The 15766-nt window shown below is 59.5% G+C and carries 21 protein-coding genes; 11 read left to right on the forward strand and 10 right to left on the reverse strand.

The genetic code is table 11. The features are described from left to right. The first annotated feature begins 31 nt into the window (after positions 1-31). Both GAO09_RS25830 and GAO09_RS25835 read left to right on the forward strand, forming a co-directional pair. On the forward strand, positions 32-604 hold the full coding sequence (locus GAO09_RS25830; RefSeq protein WP_153359203.1) for a DinB family protein: 573 nt from the start codon (positions 32-34) through the stop codon (positions 602-604). Next, positions 597-1016 (forward strand): CopD family protein, encoded by a 420-nt coding sequence (locus GAO09_RS25835; RefSeq protein WP_209018842.1) that lies wholly within the window; start codon positions 597-599, stop codon positions 1014-1016. The genes GAO09_RS25830 and GAO09_RS25835 overlap by 8 nt, the downstream gene beginning before the upstream one ends. 18 nt (positions 1017-1034) lie before the next feature. Here the strand turns inward: GAO09_RS25835 and GAO09_RS25840 are convergent, their stop codons facing one another. The 4 genes from GAO09_RS25840 to GAO09_RS25855 are packed head-to-tail and all read right to left on the reverse strand — an operon-like array spanning position 1035 to position 5041. Continuing rightward, positions 1035-1892 carry an ABC transporter ATP-binding protein gene (locus tag GAO09_RS25840; protein ID WP_235938468.1) on the reverse strand — a complete coding sequence of 286 codons (858 nt, stop codon included), beginning with the start codon at positions 1890-1892 and terminating at the stop codon, positions 1035-1037. 12 nt (positions 1893-1904) lie between these two features. Beyond that, positions 1905-2855, reverse strand: coding sequence for an ABC transporter permease subunit (locus GAO09_RS25845; protein WP_235938470.1), 951 nt, complete (start codon positions 2853-2855; stop codon positions 1905-1907). Positions 2856-2876: 21 nt separating this feature from the next. Beyond that, positions 2877-4052: an FMNH2-dependent alkanesulfonate monooxygenase gene (gene ssuD, locus GAO09_RS25850; protein ID WP_153359207.1), complete on the reverse strand. Its 1176-nt coding sequence runs from the start codon at positions 4050-4052 to the stop codon at positions 2877-2879. Positions 4053-4075: 23 nt separating this feature from the next. Further along, positions 4076-5041, reverse strand: a complete 966-nt coding sequence (locus GAO09_RS25855) for an aliphatic sulfonate ABC transporter substrate-binding protein (protein ID WP_153359209.1) — start codon at positions 5039-5041, stop codon at positions 4076-4078. A gap of 278 nt (positions 5042-5319) precedes the next feature. Here GAO09_RS25855 and GAO09_RS25860 point away from each other — a divergent pair, with 278 nt between their 5' ends. Next, on the forward strand, positions 5320-6192 hold the full coding sequence (locus GAO09_RS25860) for an NAD(P)-dependent oxidoreductase (RefSeq protein WP_153359212.1): 873 nt from the start codon (positions 5320-5322) through the stop codon (positions 6190-6192). Beyond that, complete coding sequence (locus tag GAO09_RS25865) at positions 6192-6572, forward strand: cell envelope integrity protein TolA (RefSeq protein WP_153359214.1); 381 nt, start codon at positions 6192-6194, stop codon at positions 6570-6572. The genes GAO09_RS25860 and GAO09_RS25865 overlap by 1 nt, the downstream gene beginning before the upstream one ends. Here the strand turns inward: GAO09_RS25865 and GAO09_RS25870 are convergent. From GAO09_RS25870 to GAO09_RS25885, 4 genes are all read right to left on the reverse strand, one after another. Continuing rightward, on the reverse strand, positions 6569-7588 hold the full coding sequence (locus GAO09_RS25870; protein ID WP_153359216.1) for an alpha/beta fold hydrolase: 1020 nt from the start codon (positions 7586-7588) through the stop codon (positions 6569-6571). The two genes, GAO09_RS25865 and GAO09_RS25870, sit on opposite strands and share 4 nt — an antisense overlap. 207 nt (positions 7589-7795) lie before the next feature. Continuing rightward, positions 7796-8287, reverse strand: a complete 492-nt coding sequence (locus tag GAO09_RS25875; RefSeq protein ID WP_153359218.1) for an Lrp/AsnC family transcriptional regulator — start codon at positions 8285-8287, stop codon at positions 7796-7798. A gap of 67 nt (positions 8288-8354) precedes the next feature. Continuing rightward, positions 8355-9014, reverse strand: coding sequence for a uracil-DNA glycosylase family protein (locus GAO09_RS25880; protein ID WP_153359219.1), 660 nt, complete (start codon positions 9012-9014; stop codon positions 8355-8357). Positions 9015-9036: 22 nt separating this feature from the next. After that, positions 9037-9630, reverse strand: a complete 594-nt coding sequence (locus tag GAO09_RS25885; RefSeq protein ID WP_153359221.1) for a thermonuclease family protein — start codon at positions 9628-9630, stop codon at positions 9037-9039. A gap of 123 nt (positions 9631-9753) precedes the next feature. On the opposite strand from GAO09_RS25885, the gene GAO09_RS25890 reads away from it, so the two are divergent. The 3 genes from GAO09_RS25890 to GAO09_RS25900 all read left to right on the forward strand — a co-directional run bounded on the left by GAO09_RS25890 (position 9754) and on the right by GAO09_RS25900 (position 11870). Then, positions 9754-11292 (forward strand): sensor histidine kinase, encoded by a 1539-nt coding sequence (locus GAO09_RS25890; protein ID WP_153359222.1) that lies wholly within the window; start codon positions 9754-9756, stop codon positions 11290-11292. Positions 11293-11364: 72 nt separating this feature from the next. Further along, complete coding sequence (locus GAO09_RS25895; RefSeq protein WP_153359224.1) at positions 11365-11595, forward strand: hypothetical protein; 231 nt, start codon at positions 11365-11367, stop codon at positions 11593-11595. Continuing rightward, entirely contained in the window at positions 11592-11870 is a 279-nt protein-coding gene (locus tag GAO09_RS25900; protein ID WP_324184806.1) for a type II toxin-antitoxin system RelE/ParE family toxin, read from the forward strand. The genes GAO09_RS25895 and GAO09_RS25900 overlap by 4 nt, the downstream gene beginning before the upstream one ends. Here GAO09_RS25900 and GAO09_RS25905 read toward each other — a convergent pair. Further along, the gene (locus GAO09_RS25905; RefSeq protein WP_153359226.1) at positions 11867-12259 is read right to left on the reverse strand and encodes a diacylglycerol kinase; all 393 of its coding nucleotides are present in this window, start codon (positions 12257-12259) and stop codon (positions 11867-11869) included. The two genes, GAO09_RS25900 and GAO09_RS25905, sit on opposite strands and share 4 nt — an antisense overlap. A gap of 2 nt (positions 12260-12261) precedes the next feature. On the opposite strand from GAO09_RS25905, the gene GAO09_RS25910 reads away from it, so the two are divergent. After that, on the forward strand, positions 12262-12639 hold the full coding sequence (locus GAO09_RS25910; RefSeq protein WP_153359227.1) for a hypothetical protein: 378 nt from the start codon (positions 12262-12264) through the stop codon (positions 12637-12639). Between the two features lie 260 nt (positions 12640-12899). Here the strand turns inward: GAO09_RS25910 and cobT are convergent, their stop codons facing one another. Then, positions 12900-13916 carry a nicotinate-nucleotide--dimethylbenzimidazole phosphoribosyltransferase gene (cobT, locus tag GAO09_RS25915; RefSeq protein ID WP_153359228.1) on the reverse strand — a complete coding sequence of 339 codons (1017 nt, stop codon included), beginning with the start codon at positions 13914-13916 and terminating at the stop codon, positions 12900-12902. Between the two features lie 119 nt (positions 13917-14035). Here cobT and GAO09_RS25920 point away from each other — a divergent pair, with 119 nt between their 5' ends. From GAO09_RS25920 to GAO09_RS25930, 3 genes are read left to right on the forward strand one after another with little or no spacing between them, the layout of a single operon-like run. Beyond that, the gene (locus GAO09_RS25920) at positions 14036-14815 is read left to right on the forward strand and encodes an adenosylcobinamide-GDP ribazoletransferase (protein ID WP_153359414.1); all 780 of its coding nucleotides are present in this window, start codon (positions 14036-14038) and stop codon (positions 14813-14815) included. 18 nt (positions 14816-14833) lie between these two features. After that, entirely contained in the window at positions 14834-15064 is a 231-nt protein-coding gene (locus GAO09_RS25925; RefSeq protein ID WP_153359230.1) for a DUF1289 domain-containing protein, read from the forward strand. Further along, a complete protein-coding gene (locus GAO09_RS25930) occupies positions 15061-15765 on the forward strand; it encodes a TIGR02281 family clan AA aspartic protease (protein ID WP_324184807.1) in 705 nt (234 codons plus the stop codon). The genes GAO09_RS25925 and GAO09_RS25930 overlap by 4 nt, the downstream gene beginning before the upstream one ends. Position 15766: the final 1 nt, after the last annotated feature.

The raw sequence follows: 15766 nt of genomic DNA on the forward strand, positions 1-15766 counted from the left end.
GCCTGGCGATTGGTAAGCGTGGGGGAGTTCGATGGACGCGCAGCGCTATTTTATCGCCCAGGCCTATAACAATGCCTGGGCCAATCACCGACTGCTGAAGGCCTGCGGGCAATTGTCAGCGGAAGAACTGGCCGCAGAGCGTGAAAACTTCTTTCCCTCGATCATCCACACGCTCAACCACATCCTCACCGTCGACTGGCTTTATATCAGCGCGCTCGAAGGCGATTGCATCGGAGCGGCCGCCTTCGAGCCGGAAATTCCCTTTCCGGCCTTTGCCGAACTTGATCGCGAACAACGCGCCGCCGACCACCGCCTGATCGACCACTGTCGACATCTCGGTGAAGGCGGCCTTGCTGCGAAGGTCCACATTCCGCGGCCTACGCATATTCAAGTGGAAACAGCCGATCGTACGCTGCTGCATCTCTTCCAGCACCAGATCCACCATCGCGGCCAGGTGCATGCCATGTTATCGGGAACATCGGTTGCGCCGCCGCAGCTGGATGAATTTTTTACCGCCGATCCGGCAGAACAGGCGCTCAGGCGTCAGGATTTTGCCGAACTCGGCTTCACCGAGGCCCTTATCTGGGAAACCGACCATGCCTGATCTTTATCTCTGTCTCAGGGCCCTGCACCTGATCTGCGACTTCGTGCTGATTGCCGGCATGCTGATGAACGCTTTTGTCATCGGCATGGTGCCGCCTGCCATCCGCACCGGCGTCATCGAGGTGCTGCGCAAATACGACCGTATCGTCAATACGACGGCACTCGCCGGCGTCTGGATTTTTGGCCTGTGGCTGGCCTTCGGCTACACCGGTTTTGCCGGCAATGGCTGGCTGCATGCAAAGCTGCTGTTCGTGGTACTGCTGTCGGCACTGCACGGCATGCAGCAGGGCTGGATGCGCCGTATGGCCAAGGACCCGAAACTCGATCCGCCCGCCTTCGTGCGCGCCGGCATGCCGATCATTTTGCTGTCGACGGTGATCATCGTTGCCTTGGCCGCCATCAAGCCGTTCTGACGTAGGTGTAGGCTATCCTCAGCTTTCGCCGAGGATAGCCGCCAGAAGCTGGCCCTCCAGCAGCGCCAGTTCCGGATCTCCATGGTGACGCGGATGTGGCCGCGGCACCGCAAGGTCCAGTTTTACCTCACCCTCGTCCAGCACGATCACACGGTCGGCCAGATGCACGGCTTCCGTTACGTCATGCGTGACCAGCACGGCGGTAAAACCCAATTCCCGCCAAACCCTTGTCAGCAATTGCTGCATGCTGATGCGCGTCAGGGCATCGAGTGCGCCAAGCGGTTCATCCAAGGCCAGCAGGCCCGGCCGGCTGACCAGAGCGCGCGCCAGAGCCACGCGCTGTCGCTGTCCACCCGATAGCTTTGCCGGCCATTCTCTCGCCTTCTCGGAAAGCTGCACCTCGTCCAGCACCAGTTCTGCCTCGCGTCGCGCAAACGCTTTTGGCACGCCATCGCCCAAGCCCACGGCAACATTGTCAGCCACGGAAAACCACGGCAAAAGACGTGGCTCCTGAAAGACGATACGGGCATCCGGCGCCACGCGATCACCGCCATCGTCGATGAAATCGATCTCGCCACCGGTCGGCTCATCCAGTCCGACCAGCAGGCGCAGAAGCGTGCTCTTGCCGCAACCGCTCTTGCCGACGATCGCCACGAACTGCCCGGCTGGCACATCGAGATCGATACCGCGCAGCACGCGATTGTCTCCAAATGCCTTTTCAACGCCGCGCAGGCGAAGCCCGGCCGGAGCCTTGGGCAAAACCGGAGGCTCGGCGATCGGCCTCACCTCGGTGCCGTCGGGGAAATAGGCTCTTTCCTGAAGCTCGAAAGCGTCCCACACCATCGCGGACGGAAGCAGATAGGAACTCACTGGCATCACCTCTTCTCCTCAAGCCTGATAGGCCGCGTTCCAGGACAGAGCCCAACGCTCGAGCGCGCGGGCAACGACATCGGCGAGCTTGCCGAGCACCGCATAGATGACCAGCGCCAGCACCACGACATCGGTCATCATGAACTCGCGGGCGGTGTTGGCCATGTAACCGATGCCGGAATTGGCGGCGATCGCCTCGGACACGATCAAAGTCAGCCACATGATGCCGAGCGCATACCGAAGGCCGACAAAGATCGACGGCAGCGCGCCCGGAAAGATCACCTTGCGGAACAGCGACCAGTTGCTCATGCCGTAAATCCTGCCCATCTCGACCAGATCGCGATCGACGTTTTTCACGCCGTGATAGGTGTTGAGATAGATCGGAAACAGCACGCCGAGCGAGGTGAGAAACAGTTTTGCCTCCTCGCCGATGCCGAACCACAGGATGACCAGCGGGATCATCGCCAGATGCGGAATGGTGCGCAGCATCTGCAGCGTCGTGTCGGTCAGCTGTTCCGACAGTTTTGAAACGCCATTGGCGATGCCGAGCAAAAACCCGATAGAGCCACCGATCAACAAGCCGCTCAGTGCGCGCGCGCCGCTGACGGCAACGTCACGCCCCAGTTCGCCGGACAGCAGCCGTTCCCAGAAAGCCGCCAGCACAGCCACCGGCGACGGCATGATGCGATCGGAAATCAGACCGGTCGATGACAGGATCTGCCACACCAGCACCAGCCCCACCGGAACCAGATAAGGCAGCCATGCTCCGCGCGAGATGGTGTGCAGGCCGGCCGGTTTCCCGCCCTTTGCCTGCGCACCGTCCGCCGCGCCCTTGGGAGGGTTTTGGGAAGCCTGTTGCCAGTCCTGTGGCTTGTCTTCGGTCAGCGTGCCCTCGGTCAAAGTTCTGGGCGTTCCACTTGTGGCCCGCCGCAGCTTTCGCCCTTCGGAAAACGTATCGATCGTCGTCATAGGCCAAGCCTCCATCGGTTATCAGGATGCCGCAACGGCACGCACGGTCGCGTGCCCGCCGCCACCGAATATCGGTTTTGCCGCCGCAAACTCGTTGCCGAAACCGGCCCGCTGTTCCTCGCGGACGATGCCGAGTTCAGGGAACAGCAGTTCCGCAACTCGATACGCCTCTTCCAGATGCGGATAACCGGAGCCGATCACCGTCTCGACACCGAGTTCCTGATATTCGCGAAGGCGCGCCGCCACGGTCTTCGGCGAACCGACCAGCGCCGTGCCCGCGCCTGAGCGTACAAGCCCGATGCCGGCCCACAGGTTCGGGGAGACCTCCAGCTTGTCGCGACGGCCATTGTGAAGCGCCGCCATGCGCCGCTGCCCGACCGAGTCGGACTCGGTTGCGAAATGCGCCTGCGCCTTGGCGATCGTCTCGTCGGAGAGTTTTGAGATCAGCTTGTCGGCCGCCTCCCATGCCTCCTCGTCCGTCTCGCGGACGATGAAATGCAGACGGATGCCGAAAGAAACATCCCTGCCCTGCTTTTCTGCCGCAGCCCGTACCGCCTTGATCTTCTGTTCGACCTGTTCCGGCGGCTCACCCCAAGTCAGATATTTGTCGGCGCGGCCTGCAAAAAACTCGATGCCGGCATCCGATGAACCGCCGAAATAAAGCGGCGGGCGCGGCTGCTGGATGGTCGGGAAACCGAGTTTTGCACCCTTCGCTTTGATATGTCTGCCTTCGAAATCGGCATGACCCGTCGTGACCAGATCCTCGAAAACCTGGAAGAACTCTTCGGCATGGGCATACCGCTCGTCATGTTCGAGAAAAATGCCGTCGCCCGCGAGTTCGGAAGGATTGCCGCCCACCACGATATTGAGCAGAAGCCTGCCATTCGACACCCGGTCGAGCGCCGCCGCAAGGCGCGCATAATAGGCCGGCGACGCCGTACCCGGCCGGATCGCCACCAGAAATTTCAGCTTTTCCGTGAACGGCGCCAGCGATGCCGCCGTCACAAAGGATTCCTCGCAGGAAACACCGGTCGGCAAAAGCACGCCGGAATAACCGAGCCGGTCCACGGTCTGCGCCAGTTCGCGCAGATAGCGGTTTTCCGGCGGCCGGTTCAGTTCGGAACCACCGAGATAGGTACCGTCTCCGCCGGTCGGGATGAACCACAGAAAATCGATCGGTTTGGATGTGTCCGTCATGTCGGTGCTCCTTTCTTTCGGGTTCAGCTGGCTTTCGGGCGCCAGACGATGCTGGCGATATCGAGTTTTCGCGGAATGATCTTGAGATCGTAAAATTCGTCCGCCAGCGCCTGCTGGTACTGGATCGCCGCATCCGGCAAGGTCGAAACGGCACCGAGATCGGCGCCACGGCGTGACAGCACCACCTTGGTCACGTTCTCCGGCACGCCGGTGATCGAGGCGATCGCCTTCACCGTCTCGTCGAAATTGGACTGCGCGGCGGTGCCGACCTTTTTGAGTTCGTCGATTACCTCAACGATCAGATCGCCATTGTCGGCAACGAAATCGCCATTGCCGAGAAAATAGCTCCAGCTGTCGACCACGCCTTCCGCCGTCGTCAGCACCCGCGTGTTCGGATCGGCCTCTGCAATCGCCGTATAGGGATCCCAGATCGACCAGGCGTCGATCGAACCGTTCTTGAAGGCGGCGGCCGCATCCGGCGGTGCAAGATCGAGCTGCGTCACGTCGCTCGGCGTCAGCCCACCCTTGCGCAAAACCTTGACGGTGATGTTATGGGCGCTGGAGCCGCGTTTGAAGGCCAGCTTCTTGCCCTTCAAGTCCGCCACAGACCGGATTGGGCTATCCTTGTGCACGAGAATGGCAGAACCCTGCCCGCTGCCGCGATAGGTGCCGACATAGAGCAGATTGCCCCGCGCGGCCTGCGCAAACAGCGGCGGCACATCACCGGTCGGGCCAAAATCCAGCGCACCGGCCCCGAGCGCCTCCAGCAATGGCGGGCCGGAGGTGAATTCCGACCACGCCACCTTGATGCCGCGATCGGCAAAGCGTTTTTCCAGCGCGCCTTGGCTTTTCGCCAGCGCCAGCACACCGTTCTTCTGCCAGCCGATGCGCAATTCCTTCGCCGCCGCACTTGCCTTGCCCGCGATCGGAAAAACCGTTGAAACCGCTGCCGCACCGATCAGCCCGAGTGTCTGTCTGCGTGTAACCATGGAACCCATCCCCTGTTCGACCCCGCGGCAACAATCACCGGCGGCGGTTCATCCATGGTCAAAGGCTCCCATACTCTATCGAATAGGTCGACATTGGCGCATTTCAAAAATTACCCGGTTTGAGAGTTTTCATTTCTCAATTTTAGCGTTGTCGGAATGCGAAACTCCTAATCTCGCCAATCACACCACATCGCGCAAAATGATTTTTCGCATTCACCCGCTTCCCGATGCTCCCCGTTTGTTCTAAGCCTTAGGCATCGCATTTATTGGAGGTTGGCATGGCGAAAGTGGCATTCATCGGTCTTGGGGTCATGGGGTTCCCGATGGCAGGGCATCTCAGGGAAAAGGGCGGCCACGAAGTCACCGTCTATAACCGCACCGCCGCCAAGGCCGAAGACTGGGCCAAAAAGTTCGGCGGCAAGACCGGCGCCACGCCGGCGGAAGCGGCAAAAGATGCCGATTTCGTCTTCACCTGCGTCGGTAACGATGATGACCTGCGTTCAGTGACCTTGGGCGAAACCGGCGTGCTCGCCGGCATGAAGCCCGGCGCCATCCTGATCGACAACACCACGGCCAGCGCCGATGTCGCGCGCGAACTGGCAACGGCAGCGGCTGAAAAAAATATCGGCTTCATCGATGCCCCGGTTTCCGGCGGTCAGGCGGGTGCTGAAAATGGTGTTCTGACGGTCATGTGCGGTGGCGACCAAGCCACTTTCGACAAGGCAAAACCTGTCATCGACGCGTTTGCCCGCATGGTCGGCCTCATGGGCCCGGTCGGCTCCGGCCAGCTGACCAAGATGATGAACCAGATCTGCATCGCAGGTATCGTTCAGGGTCTGGCCGAATCCATCCATTTTGGAAAACAGGCCGGTCTCGACATCGAAAAGGTAGTCGAGGTCATCTCAAAGGGAGCGGCAGGCTCCTGGCAGATGGAAGCACGCCACAAGACCATGAACGAAGGAAAATACGATTTTGGCTTCGCCGTCGACTGGATGCGCAAGGATCTCGGAATCGTGCTGGAAGAAGCCCGCAACAACGGCGCAAAACTGCCGATCACGGCGCTGGTCGACCAGTTTTATGGCGACGTGCAGGCCATGGGCGGCAAGCGCTGGGATACGTCCTCGCTGCTGGCGCGGCTGGAACGGAAGTGATGTGGCCTTTGCGCGGCATCGTTCTTGTTGCGGCCAGCTTTGCGATGGCCGTGACGGCATCGGCTGAAACGAAAGCGGACAGGATCGTCAAGATCCTGTCCGCCACCATCCCATCATGCTGGGCGATGCCCGCACCGCCGGAAGGGCAAAAAGCCGACCCATTTTCCGTCAGTTTCAAGCTCACCCCTGACGGCTCTGTTAAAAGCCGGCCGACGGCCGGAAAGGAACCGGCCTCCGATTATGAGCGTATGACGATAGAGAGCGGTGTTCGCGCCATCCTTAGATGTGCGCCTTATAGCGCACTGGTGACGTCAGGCCTGCCATACGAAGACTGGAAGGATATCACCATCCACTTCGATCCATCGCAAACCGACTTCTAGGCGTCATTCAACCCTTTCAACAGCGCTTCGTGAAAACGCTCCGGCGCCTGGATCTGCGGTGAGTGGCCGAGGTCCTCGAACTCCACCAGCTTTGCACCCGGGATGGCCTTGGCCGCATCCTTACCGAGTTGTGTATAGTCACCAAGCGTCGCGGCAATCTCTTCCGGCGCGCGGTTTGCGCCCGGCGCCGTCTTGTCGGTCATGCCGATCATCAGAAGGGTCGGCACCTTCACCTGAGCAAATTCATGCACGACCGGCTGGGTAAACACCATGTCGGATGTCAGCGCCTGGTTCCATGCCACTTGATCCCCGCCCTCGCCTTCATACATGCCAGCGCCCATTTCCACCCATTTGTCGTAGTCGGGTTTCCAATCGCCTGAGTAATAGAATTTCTGCTGATAGGTTTTGATACTGTCGAAACTGGTTTTCTTCTCGCCCTCGAAGGCGGCTTCGATCGTCTGGTAAGGCACGCCCTTGGCCTTCCAATCCTCAAGCCCGATCGGGTTGACCAACACCATCTTTTCGGTCGTTTCGGGATACATCAGCGCAAACCGCGTCGCCAACATGCCGCCCATCGAGTGGCCGATCACCGTCGCCTTATCGATGCCGCGGCTTTCCAGCAGCGCCTTGGTGTTTTCCGCCAGTTGATGGAAACTGAACTGATAACTATCCGGCTTGCTCGATTTGCAGAACCCGACCTGATCGGGCGCAATCACCCGGTAACCGGCATTGCTCAACTGGCTGATCGTGCCTTCCCAGGTGGCGCCACAAAAATTCTTGCCGTGCAGGAGTACCGCCGTCCGGCCATTCGGTTTTTCCGCGGCAATATCCATGAACACCATTTCAAGCTTCTGGCCCTGGCTATCCAGATTAAGCACTTCGGTCTTGAACGGATACTCGAACCCTTCCAGCCGTGGGCCATAGCTCGGGCGTTCCTGCGCTGCGCTCACCGCAGGCAAGGCCGTGCAGGCCAATGCGGCAAACATCACCGCGGATGTCAGGGATCGAACGGACATGAAAAACTCCTACCAATTGGCGGTGCGCAACCGACGCGCACCGTCTATCGGCAGAGCTAGACACAAGCCATCGAACGACAACGCGCAATAACGTGGCCGTGAAAGTTGTTTATCGGTCGAATTTTTTTGGCAAACACAAGGCGGGGGTCAATGCGCCCGTTGTTGGATGGCGTCGGCCCCTAGCCGACGCCCAAAGGCCATGCAGCCTTATTCTTCTACCTGAGACTTCTGGTTATCCAGGCTCATGTAGTCGAGCGGCAGTTCCGTCGTGTACTTGATCTGCTCCATGGCAAACACGGAGGAAACGTCGCGGATTTCGATCTTGGCGATAAGACGCTTGTAGAATGCGTCATAGGCAGCGATATCCGGCACGACGACGCGCAGCAGATAATCAACGTCGCCGCTCATGCGGTAGAACTCGACCACCTCGGGAAAATCTACGACCACTTCGGAAAAACGCTTCAGCCATTCGATGGAGTGGCTGGCGGTGCGGATCGACACGAAGACGGTGACCTTGGTGTTCACCTTAGCCGGATCGAGAAGCGCCACACGACGGCGAATGACGCCATCCTCCTCCATCTTCTGGATACGCCGCCAGCAAGGCGTCGTAGAAAGACCGACCTTCTTGGCAAGGTCGGCAACAGCCAGTGTGGAATCCTCCTGCAGGATGCGCAGGATCTTGCGATCAAGACGGTCCATTAAATCTCCCCTTCGAAATTATTTTTCGTCATACCGCGAATTTTAGCACATGTAACCGAAAATTCTTTCAATAACACAGTCTGTCCACATCCTGCCGAAGTGTCGGCAGAACGTCGTTGCTAAACCACAAATTGCGTTTCAACCATGCGCTGTTTCGCCAACTCGGATGTGGCAGAGGCAGAATGCGCGGGCCGTCATTGACAAAATAGCTGCGGCGCCAATCCCTCACCGTCTCGGTCATCGTTTTTGCCCGCATCTTTCCCATATGCCATGCCTGAGCATATTGGCCGACCGTCAGGATCAGTTCGACCTGCGGCATCGCGTCGATCACGGCCTGCCGCCAGAGCGGCGCGCATTCACGTCGTGGCGGCAGGTCGCTGCCCTTCTCGTCATATCCCGGAAAGCAGAAACCCATCGGTACGATGGCAAAACGGTCGGGATCGTAAAATTCCTCGCGGCTCACCGCCAGCCATTCACGCAGACGGTCACCCGATGCATCGTTGAACGGCAGGCCGCTTTCATGCACGCGAAGCCCCGGCGCCTGTCCCGCGATCAGGATTTTCGCTTTTGATGAGAGAACAACGACCGGCCGCGGCTCATGCGGAAGCCGATGCTCCACGCCACCTGCCGGAACATCTCGACAGAGGCGACAAATAGCGATCGAGCGGCGCAGCAGTTCCAGCCGATCGGCCACAGCCTCATCATGGCGGGTGTTGTTTGCGGACATGGCTTCAATCACGGACAAGAACTCACAACCATTCGAGCGACAATAGATCTTTCATGCCGGAGAGGAAATCACCACCTTCCTGCTCCAGCCTGCGTTCGCGGCGCCATTCGGCTGGCAGGGTGAATGGACCAGCCCAAATGCCCTTCGCGTCCGTTTGCGCATCCGCCTGCTCCCGGCGATAGGTGACCAGGCTCGTCGTTACCGCCATGCCGGAGCGCACCATCTCTCCGCCGACGGTGCGACCATCGACGAAACAATTCACGATGAGACGTCCGTACCGATCCCGTTCGCTACCGTGACATTCAGCACTGCCCCGTTGCATTAGCCGCTGCAAGATCGCTTTCGCTTCCTGCCCGCAAGCCCATTCCTGCCCATCATGCTCACAAGTCTGGTCGAGTTCCGGCGCATCAATATCGGCAAGCCTCAGGCGCTCGGCTCCGGCCGCAAGCGTGTCTCCGTCCACCACGCGGAACGGCCCCACCACCGGGTCGCTGGCTCCGCCCTGCAATCGTGCCGCGATCAGCACCAGCAGAAACAGAAAACACAGTGTAAGGGCTGCATCCTTGAAACGCCCGATCCGCCCGCGTTTGCGATAAAAGCCCCTCTGAGCCCGCATCACGTTTCTGCCCTAATTCCCAACAGAGGCTTCAGAAAAATGGAAAACAAATTCTTTCGCATCAGGACCTTCTTAATAATTTCCTACTAGGCTCGCACCATCCGGATCAGCAGTCCATGGGCAATGAGTAACAGCGTCAGCACATCGACGGACAAGATCATCGTGGACCGCACGCGCGCCCACCGCAGCAAACCTGTGTCCAAGGCCGTGCGTGCAACCCGCGAAAGACTGCAATATTCCGCTCAGGGCGCCCACGTCTTTGACCGCGAAATGCTGTCGCAGCATGTCCGCACCGTTTTGCAAAGCGCCTTGATCACCCCCGTGGTGATTGTTCTTGTAACCATGGCCGGCCTTGCCATCAATCAGGACACCACACTGCTGACATGGGGCATGCTCACGCTCGCCGTGCACGCCTTGAACCTCGTTCTGGCCAAGCGGGTCGCCCGCACGGAATTCACCACCGAGGAAGCCCTGCGCTGGCGCAAATGGCTGCTTGCCGGGCAGATCGCGCTTGGTTTCTGCTGGGCTTTGTTCGCACTCCAGAAATGTGATGCCTGCGGCAATACCGACGGTTTCTATTTCTACAAGGTGGCGGCGCTTCTGGTGGCGATCTCGATTACCGCCATGACGAACTTCATGCTGCGCCAGGCGGCCCTGTTCAGCTTTATCCCGACAGTGCTGATGCTGATGATGATCGCCATCACCAGCCGGAACCCGCTGGATTATGGCCTGACCGCCATGGTCGCCACGGCACTCGTGCTGTTCTACTACATTTCAAACCGGCTCTATCAGTCCAACCTCACATTGTTGTCCTTCCAGTCGGAAAAGGACGACCTGATCGCCGAACTCGAAGTCGCCAATTCCATGTCGGACGAGGCACGCCGTCGCGCCGAAGAAGCCAACCTCGCCAAATCCCGCTTCCTCGCCTCGATGTCGCATGAACTGCGCACGCCCCTCAACGCCATTCTCGGTTTTTCCGAGGTGATGAATTCCGAGGTGCTCGGCCCTCTCGCAAACCCGACCTACAAGGAATATGCGGGCGACATCCATCGTTCAGGCGAGCACCTGCTCAACCTCATCAACGAGATTCTCGATCTGTCGCGCATCGAGGCCGGTCGTTATGACCTGAATGAAGAAGCCATGTCGCTTCTGGAAATTGCCGAGGATTGCATCGGCATGGTGCAATTGCGCGCCCGCACGAAAAACATCACCATCCAGCAGCAGTTCGAACCGGAACTGCCGCTGGTCTGGGTGGATGAAAAATCCATGCGCCAGGTGCTGCTCAATCTTCTCTCCAATGCCGTAAAATTCACCAGTCAGGGCGGCGATGTCATGGTCAAGGTCGGCTGGACGGCCGGCGGCGGCCAGTATGTCTCGATCAAGGACAATGGTCCCGGCATCCCGGAGGAGGAAATCCCGGTCGTTCTTTCCGCATTCGGTCAAGGCTCGATCGCCATCAAGAGCGCCGAACAGGGAACCGGTCTCGGCCTGCCGATCGTGCAGGCCATCCTCGCCAAGCATGACGGCCAGTTCATCCTGAAGTCGAAGCTGCGCGAAGGCACGGAAGTGATCGCCATCCTGCCGTCAACCCGAGTCCTGCAAAGCCTGCCGGCCGTCGAGGACGCGCCACAGATCGAGCGTCGTCGCAAGAGCTTTGCCTGACCGCCTGCCCGCTTGGCCAACTGACCAGCGCCCCACCTTTTCCGACGCATGGTTTTGAGGCATGATTGTGCCATGACCAAACTTCTCGACCGCGCCATCGAAGCTGCCCGCGAACTGCCTGCCGAAATGCAGGACGAGATCGCCGGCATGCTTTTGCGTTTCATCGGCGAGGATGATGGCGAGGTGTATCAGCTGACGCCAGAGGAAGAGGCAGATCTCGCCGAAGCCGAACAGGAAATCGAGCGGGGCGAACTTACGGGAGAAGCAGAGGTTCGCGACATTCTGGCGAAATACATCCGGTGACAATACGCTTCACCGATAGCTCTTCCAGGCAGATCGATGAAGCACTGACCCATGTTCGCGAACGGTCGCCATCCGGTGCCGAGGGCACCTCACTCCGCCTTTCCGAGATTCTCGATCTTCGCGCGAGCCAGCCGAAAGCCGGCCAACGAACGAACAGGCCATCAACGAGAAGGCTCGTTCTAACACCTTATCAGTACATCATCTTTTACAGACTGCATGGCAATGAGGTGATCATCACCCGTTTCATTCATGCCGCGCGCCGACCCCGTGGCTAGAACCAAAGCCGCACCACCACCACATAAAGCGCAAACAGGGCGTTCGCGCATAGCAGGCAGAAGACCGCCAACGATCCGAGATCCTTCGCATGCCGGCCGACACTGGAAATTTCGGGAGAAATCCGATCGACCAGTTCCTCGATCGCCGTATTGAGCGCTTCGACCGAAAACAGGATCAACATCAAAACGAGATAGATCAGGTAGTCAGTCAGCGTTGCACCTACTGCAGCAAAGACCACCAAACCGGCGGCGAAGGCAATTGCCTCGTGACGAAAGGCTTCTTCTTGCCACAGCCGTGCCAGTCCTTGCAGGGAATAACGCGTCGCCGCAACAACGCGACGCAGACCGCTCGCCTTTTCGATATTGCTGTCCAGCGGTGTCTTTTCCATGCTTGGCTCCCTTTTCCGGCAGCCGCAATATCGTCGGCGCGATGCGGTTCTATCGCCCGGACCGCCTTCGACGTCCACCCGCCATTCCCGTCACCCAGCAAAATTCGGAAAGACATTTTTTCTGCTCCATCGGCCGCTGCCACCGGCAGAACATCTTACAATCAGCTATCGCGCTCGGCGGCCTGCCGCAATCTGATCTTCTGACCAGCCGCCCAGGAATCCGCATGCTCCTCGAAACGGAAAATGCGCTCAAAAACCTCGCCATTCTCAAACACCCGCACGATCCACCAATCGTCACGTTCGAAAATCTCGACCCTGTTGCAAGACAATATGTCAAATCCCAATCACTCCACCAAAATATGACAAAAGCTAACTTTTGAGAAAAATGCTGTCCACCCGCGAGTTCTTGCAATGGGTCTAAAATGAGGAAAAGACTTTGCCGAAAATCGCGAAAAATCAGGTGAATGACTAAAAATCACACAATTGTGAGGGCACTCCGCCCTCGCAAGAGGCGATGGCAGGTTGTCCACACAGAATCATTGATCACAGAAAAACTGAGAATGCCGTTCACGAAAAAGGGCGGCGCCATCGGTGTTTGCGCCACCCTTGAAAGTACATGCTCGGTATCTCGGCGGGTAACTTAATGCGTGTTCGTCACCCCCGCCTGCGCAAAGGTGGCCATGCCGGAATGGCAGGCGGCGGCGGACTTGACGATGCCGGCGGCAAGGGCAGCACCTGTGCCTTCGCCCAACCGCATGCCCAGCGCCAGAAGCGGTGTCTTGCCGAGCTTTTCGATTGCCGCCAGATGGCCCGGTTCACCGGAGACATGGCCGATCAGGCAGTGATCGAGGGCGGAAGGATTGATCGCCTTGAGGATGGCGGCGGCGGCGGTTGCCACATAACCGTCGATCAGCACCGGGATCTTTTCCATACGGGCCGCCAGAATGGCGCCGGCCATCGCCGCCACTTCACGACCGCCAAGACGGCGCAGCACTTCCAGCGGATCGGAGAGATGATCCTTGTGGAACTCGACAGCGGTTTTGACCGCGGCGATCTTACGCTCAAGAACGTCGCCATGAGAACCGGTGCCCGGGCCGACCCATTCTTCCACAGTGCCGCCGTAAAGCGCGAGATTGATGGCGGCGGCGATCGTCGTGTTGCCGATACCCATTTCGCCGATCACCAGAAGATCGGTACCGCCTGCAATTGCCTCCATGCCGAATGCCATGGTGGCGGCGCAATCCCGTTCGGACAGAGCCGGCTCGACGGTAATGTCGCCGGTCGGATAATCCAGCGCGAGGTCAAAAATCTTCAGGCCGAGATCATGGGTCACGCAGATCTGGTTGATGGCAGCGCCACCGGCTGCAAAATTTTCGACCATCTGCTGCGTCACAGAAGGCGGAAACGGCGTGATGCCGTGTTTGGTAACGCCGTGATTACCGGCAAAGATCGCCACCAGCGGGCGGTTGACCGCAGGTGACCGGCCCGACCATGCGGCCAGCCAGAAGGCGATCTCTTCGAGCCGCCCGAGTGAGCCCGGCGGTTTGGTCAGTTGCGCATCACGTTCGCGCGCCGCCACCAGTGCCCGTTGGTCCGGGCCCGGCAGTTCGCGCAGAAGAACGCGAAAATCGTCGAAGGGCATGCCGCTCACGCTCATATCATCATTCCTTGTCTGTCTCGTCTCGCGGGAAGGCTTGTGTTTGCTTCGGGAATCCCGCTTTGTGGCCCCCTGTTTATCAGGCATGGCCGGAGGAACAACTGCCAAACGCACGTCACATGATCGGCGAATTCGTTGCGGATATCGCACGCTCCGTCGGCTTTCTCAGCCGCCTTCCTGTTCATGCGCGCTTTTTCGAAGGCCATGACGGCAGCATTTCGCGGGCTGTCCGTGCCTTTCCAGTGGCAGGCGTCGCCATCGCCCTGCCCGCTATGTGCGTATTCTGGGCCACTCTGGTTCTCGGCGCGCAGCCACTTCTCTCCGCCATCCTTGCGCTCGGCACACTTACGATCACCACCGGCGCATTGCACGAGGACGGGCTTGCCGATGCGGCAGACGGGCTTGGTGGCGGACGCGACAAGGAACACGCGCTGATCATCATGAAGGACAGCCGCACCGGCTCCTATGGCGTGGTGGCCCTCATCCTGTCTTTCGGTATCCGCGTCGCCGCGCTTGCCCAGCTTGGGACAGATCTCTCGCCCTTCGGCGCCGCCCTCGCTCTCCTTGCCACTGCTGCCGTCAGCCGCGCCCTGATGGTCTGGCACTGGTCAATGCTGCCACCGGCCCGCACCAGCGGCGTGGCAGTCGCTGTCGGCAAGCCTGAGGACGCGGCGCGCACGATGGCGCTGGCGCTTGCGACCGCGATCGCCTTCATCGTGCTCCTGCCGAGCTACCATCTCGGCTCGATGCTGTTTGCGCTGGCTTTCGCAGTTCTGGCCGCTTTTGCCTTCACCCGCGTGGTCGATAAAAAACTCGGCGGCCATACCGGAGATACGATCGGCGCCACCCAGCAGATCACCGCAATGGCGGTTTTTACCGCCCTTGCCCTTGCAACGTGAGCACCCGATATGTCGGCCATGCACGCATCGAAAATTCTCTCGCCCTGCAGCGGCGTCTGCACGATTGCTGGCGAAGACACGCCGTTTGCCGGTCATTGCATCGGCTGCGGTCGCTCGCTGGACGAAATCGGTGATTGGCGCGATCTGGACAACGATGCGCGCGCGAAAATCATGTCCACACTGCCCGGCCGTCTGCGGCGCGCCGGCTTTGCCGTACCCAACATTCTGAAGGAGGCCATTGCACCGTGAATGGATTGACTGTCGTTCTGCTCATTCTCGGCGCCGGACTGGCGCTCCTCATCTTCAACGATTCCAGCGGCCACACGATGGGCATGGACAATGATGATTTCGCTCGGATCGTCTATCTACTGCCCATCGCAGCCGTCCTGTCGGCGGGAGTGCTGGCCGGCCGCCACGGTGGCCTGGGCGAAACCGCGCGCATGATCGCCATCTGGCTTGTCATCATCATGGGCCTGATGGTCGGTTATCTCTACCGCAACGATTTCGCTTCGGTCGGCAATCGTTTGATGGCTGGACTGATGCCCGGCAGCGCCGTCGTCACCACCGCCTCCGATGGCAGTTCGGAAATTATCCTGCACCGCGCCATGGGGGGACACTTTCAGGCACGGATGGAAGTCAACGGCCGCACCGTACCCATGCTGGTCGATACCGGCGCCAGTTCGGTGGTTTTGAGTTGGGACGACGCACAGACGCTGGGGCTTGATCCGGAAAACCTCTCCTTTACGGTCACGGTATCAACCGCCAACGGTCGCGCCATGGCAGCGCCCGTTCGCCTGGATCAAATGGCCATCGGCCCGATCGTTCGCCGCGACGTGCGTGCGATGGTCGCCTCCGAGGGCAGGCTCGACGAAAGCCTGCTCGGCATGACGTTCCTGTCGACGCTGAGTTCAATGCAAATCCAGACCGACGAATTGCGATTGCGAGACTGAC

This window comes from Endobacterium cereale (assembly GCF_009617585.1).
In the GTDB taxonomy this organism is placed as follows: domain Bacteria; phylum Pseudomonadota; class Alphaproteobacteria; order Rhizobiales; family Rhizobiaceae; genus Neorhizobium; species Neorhizobium cereale.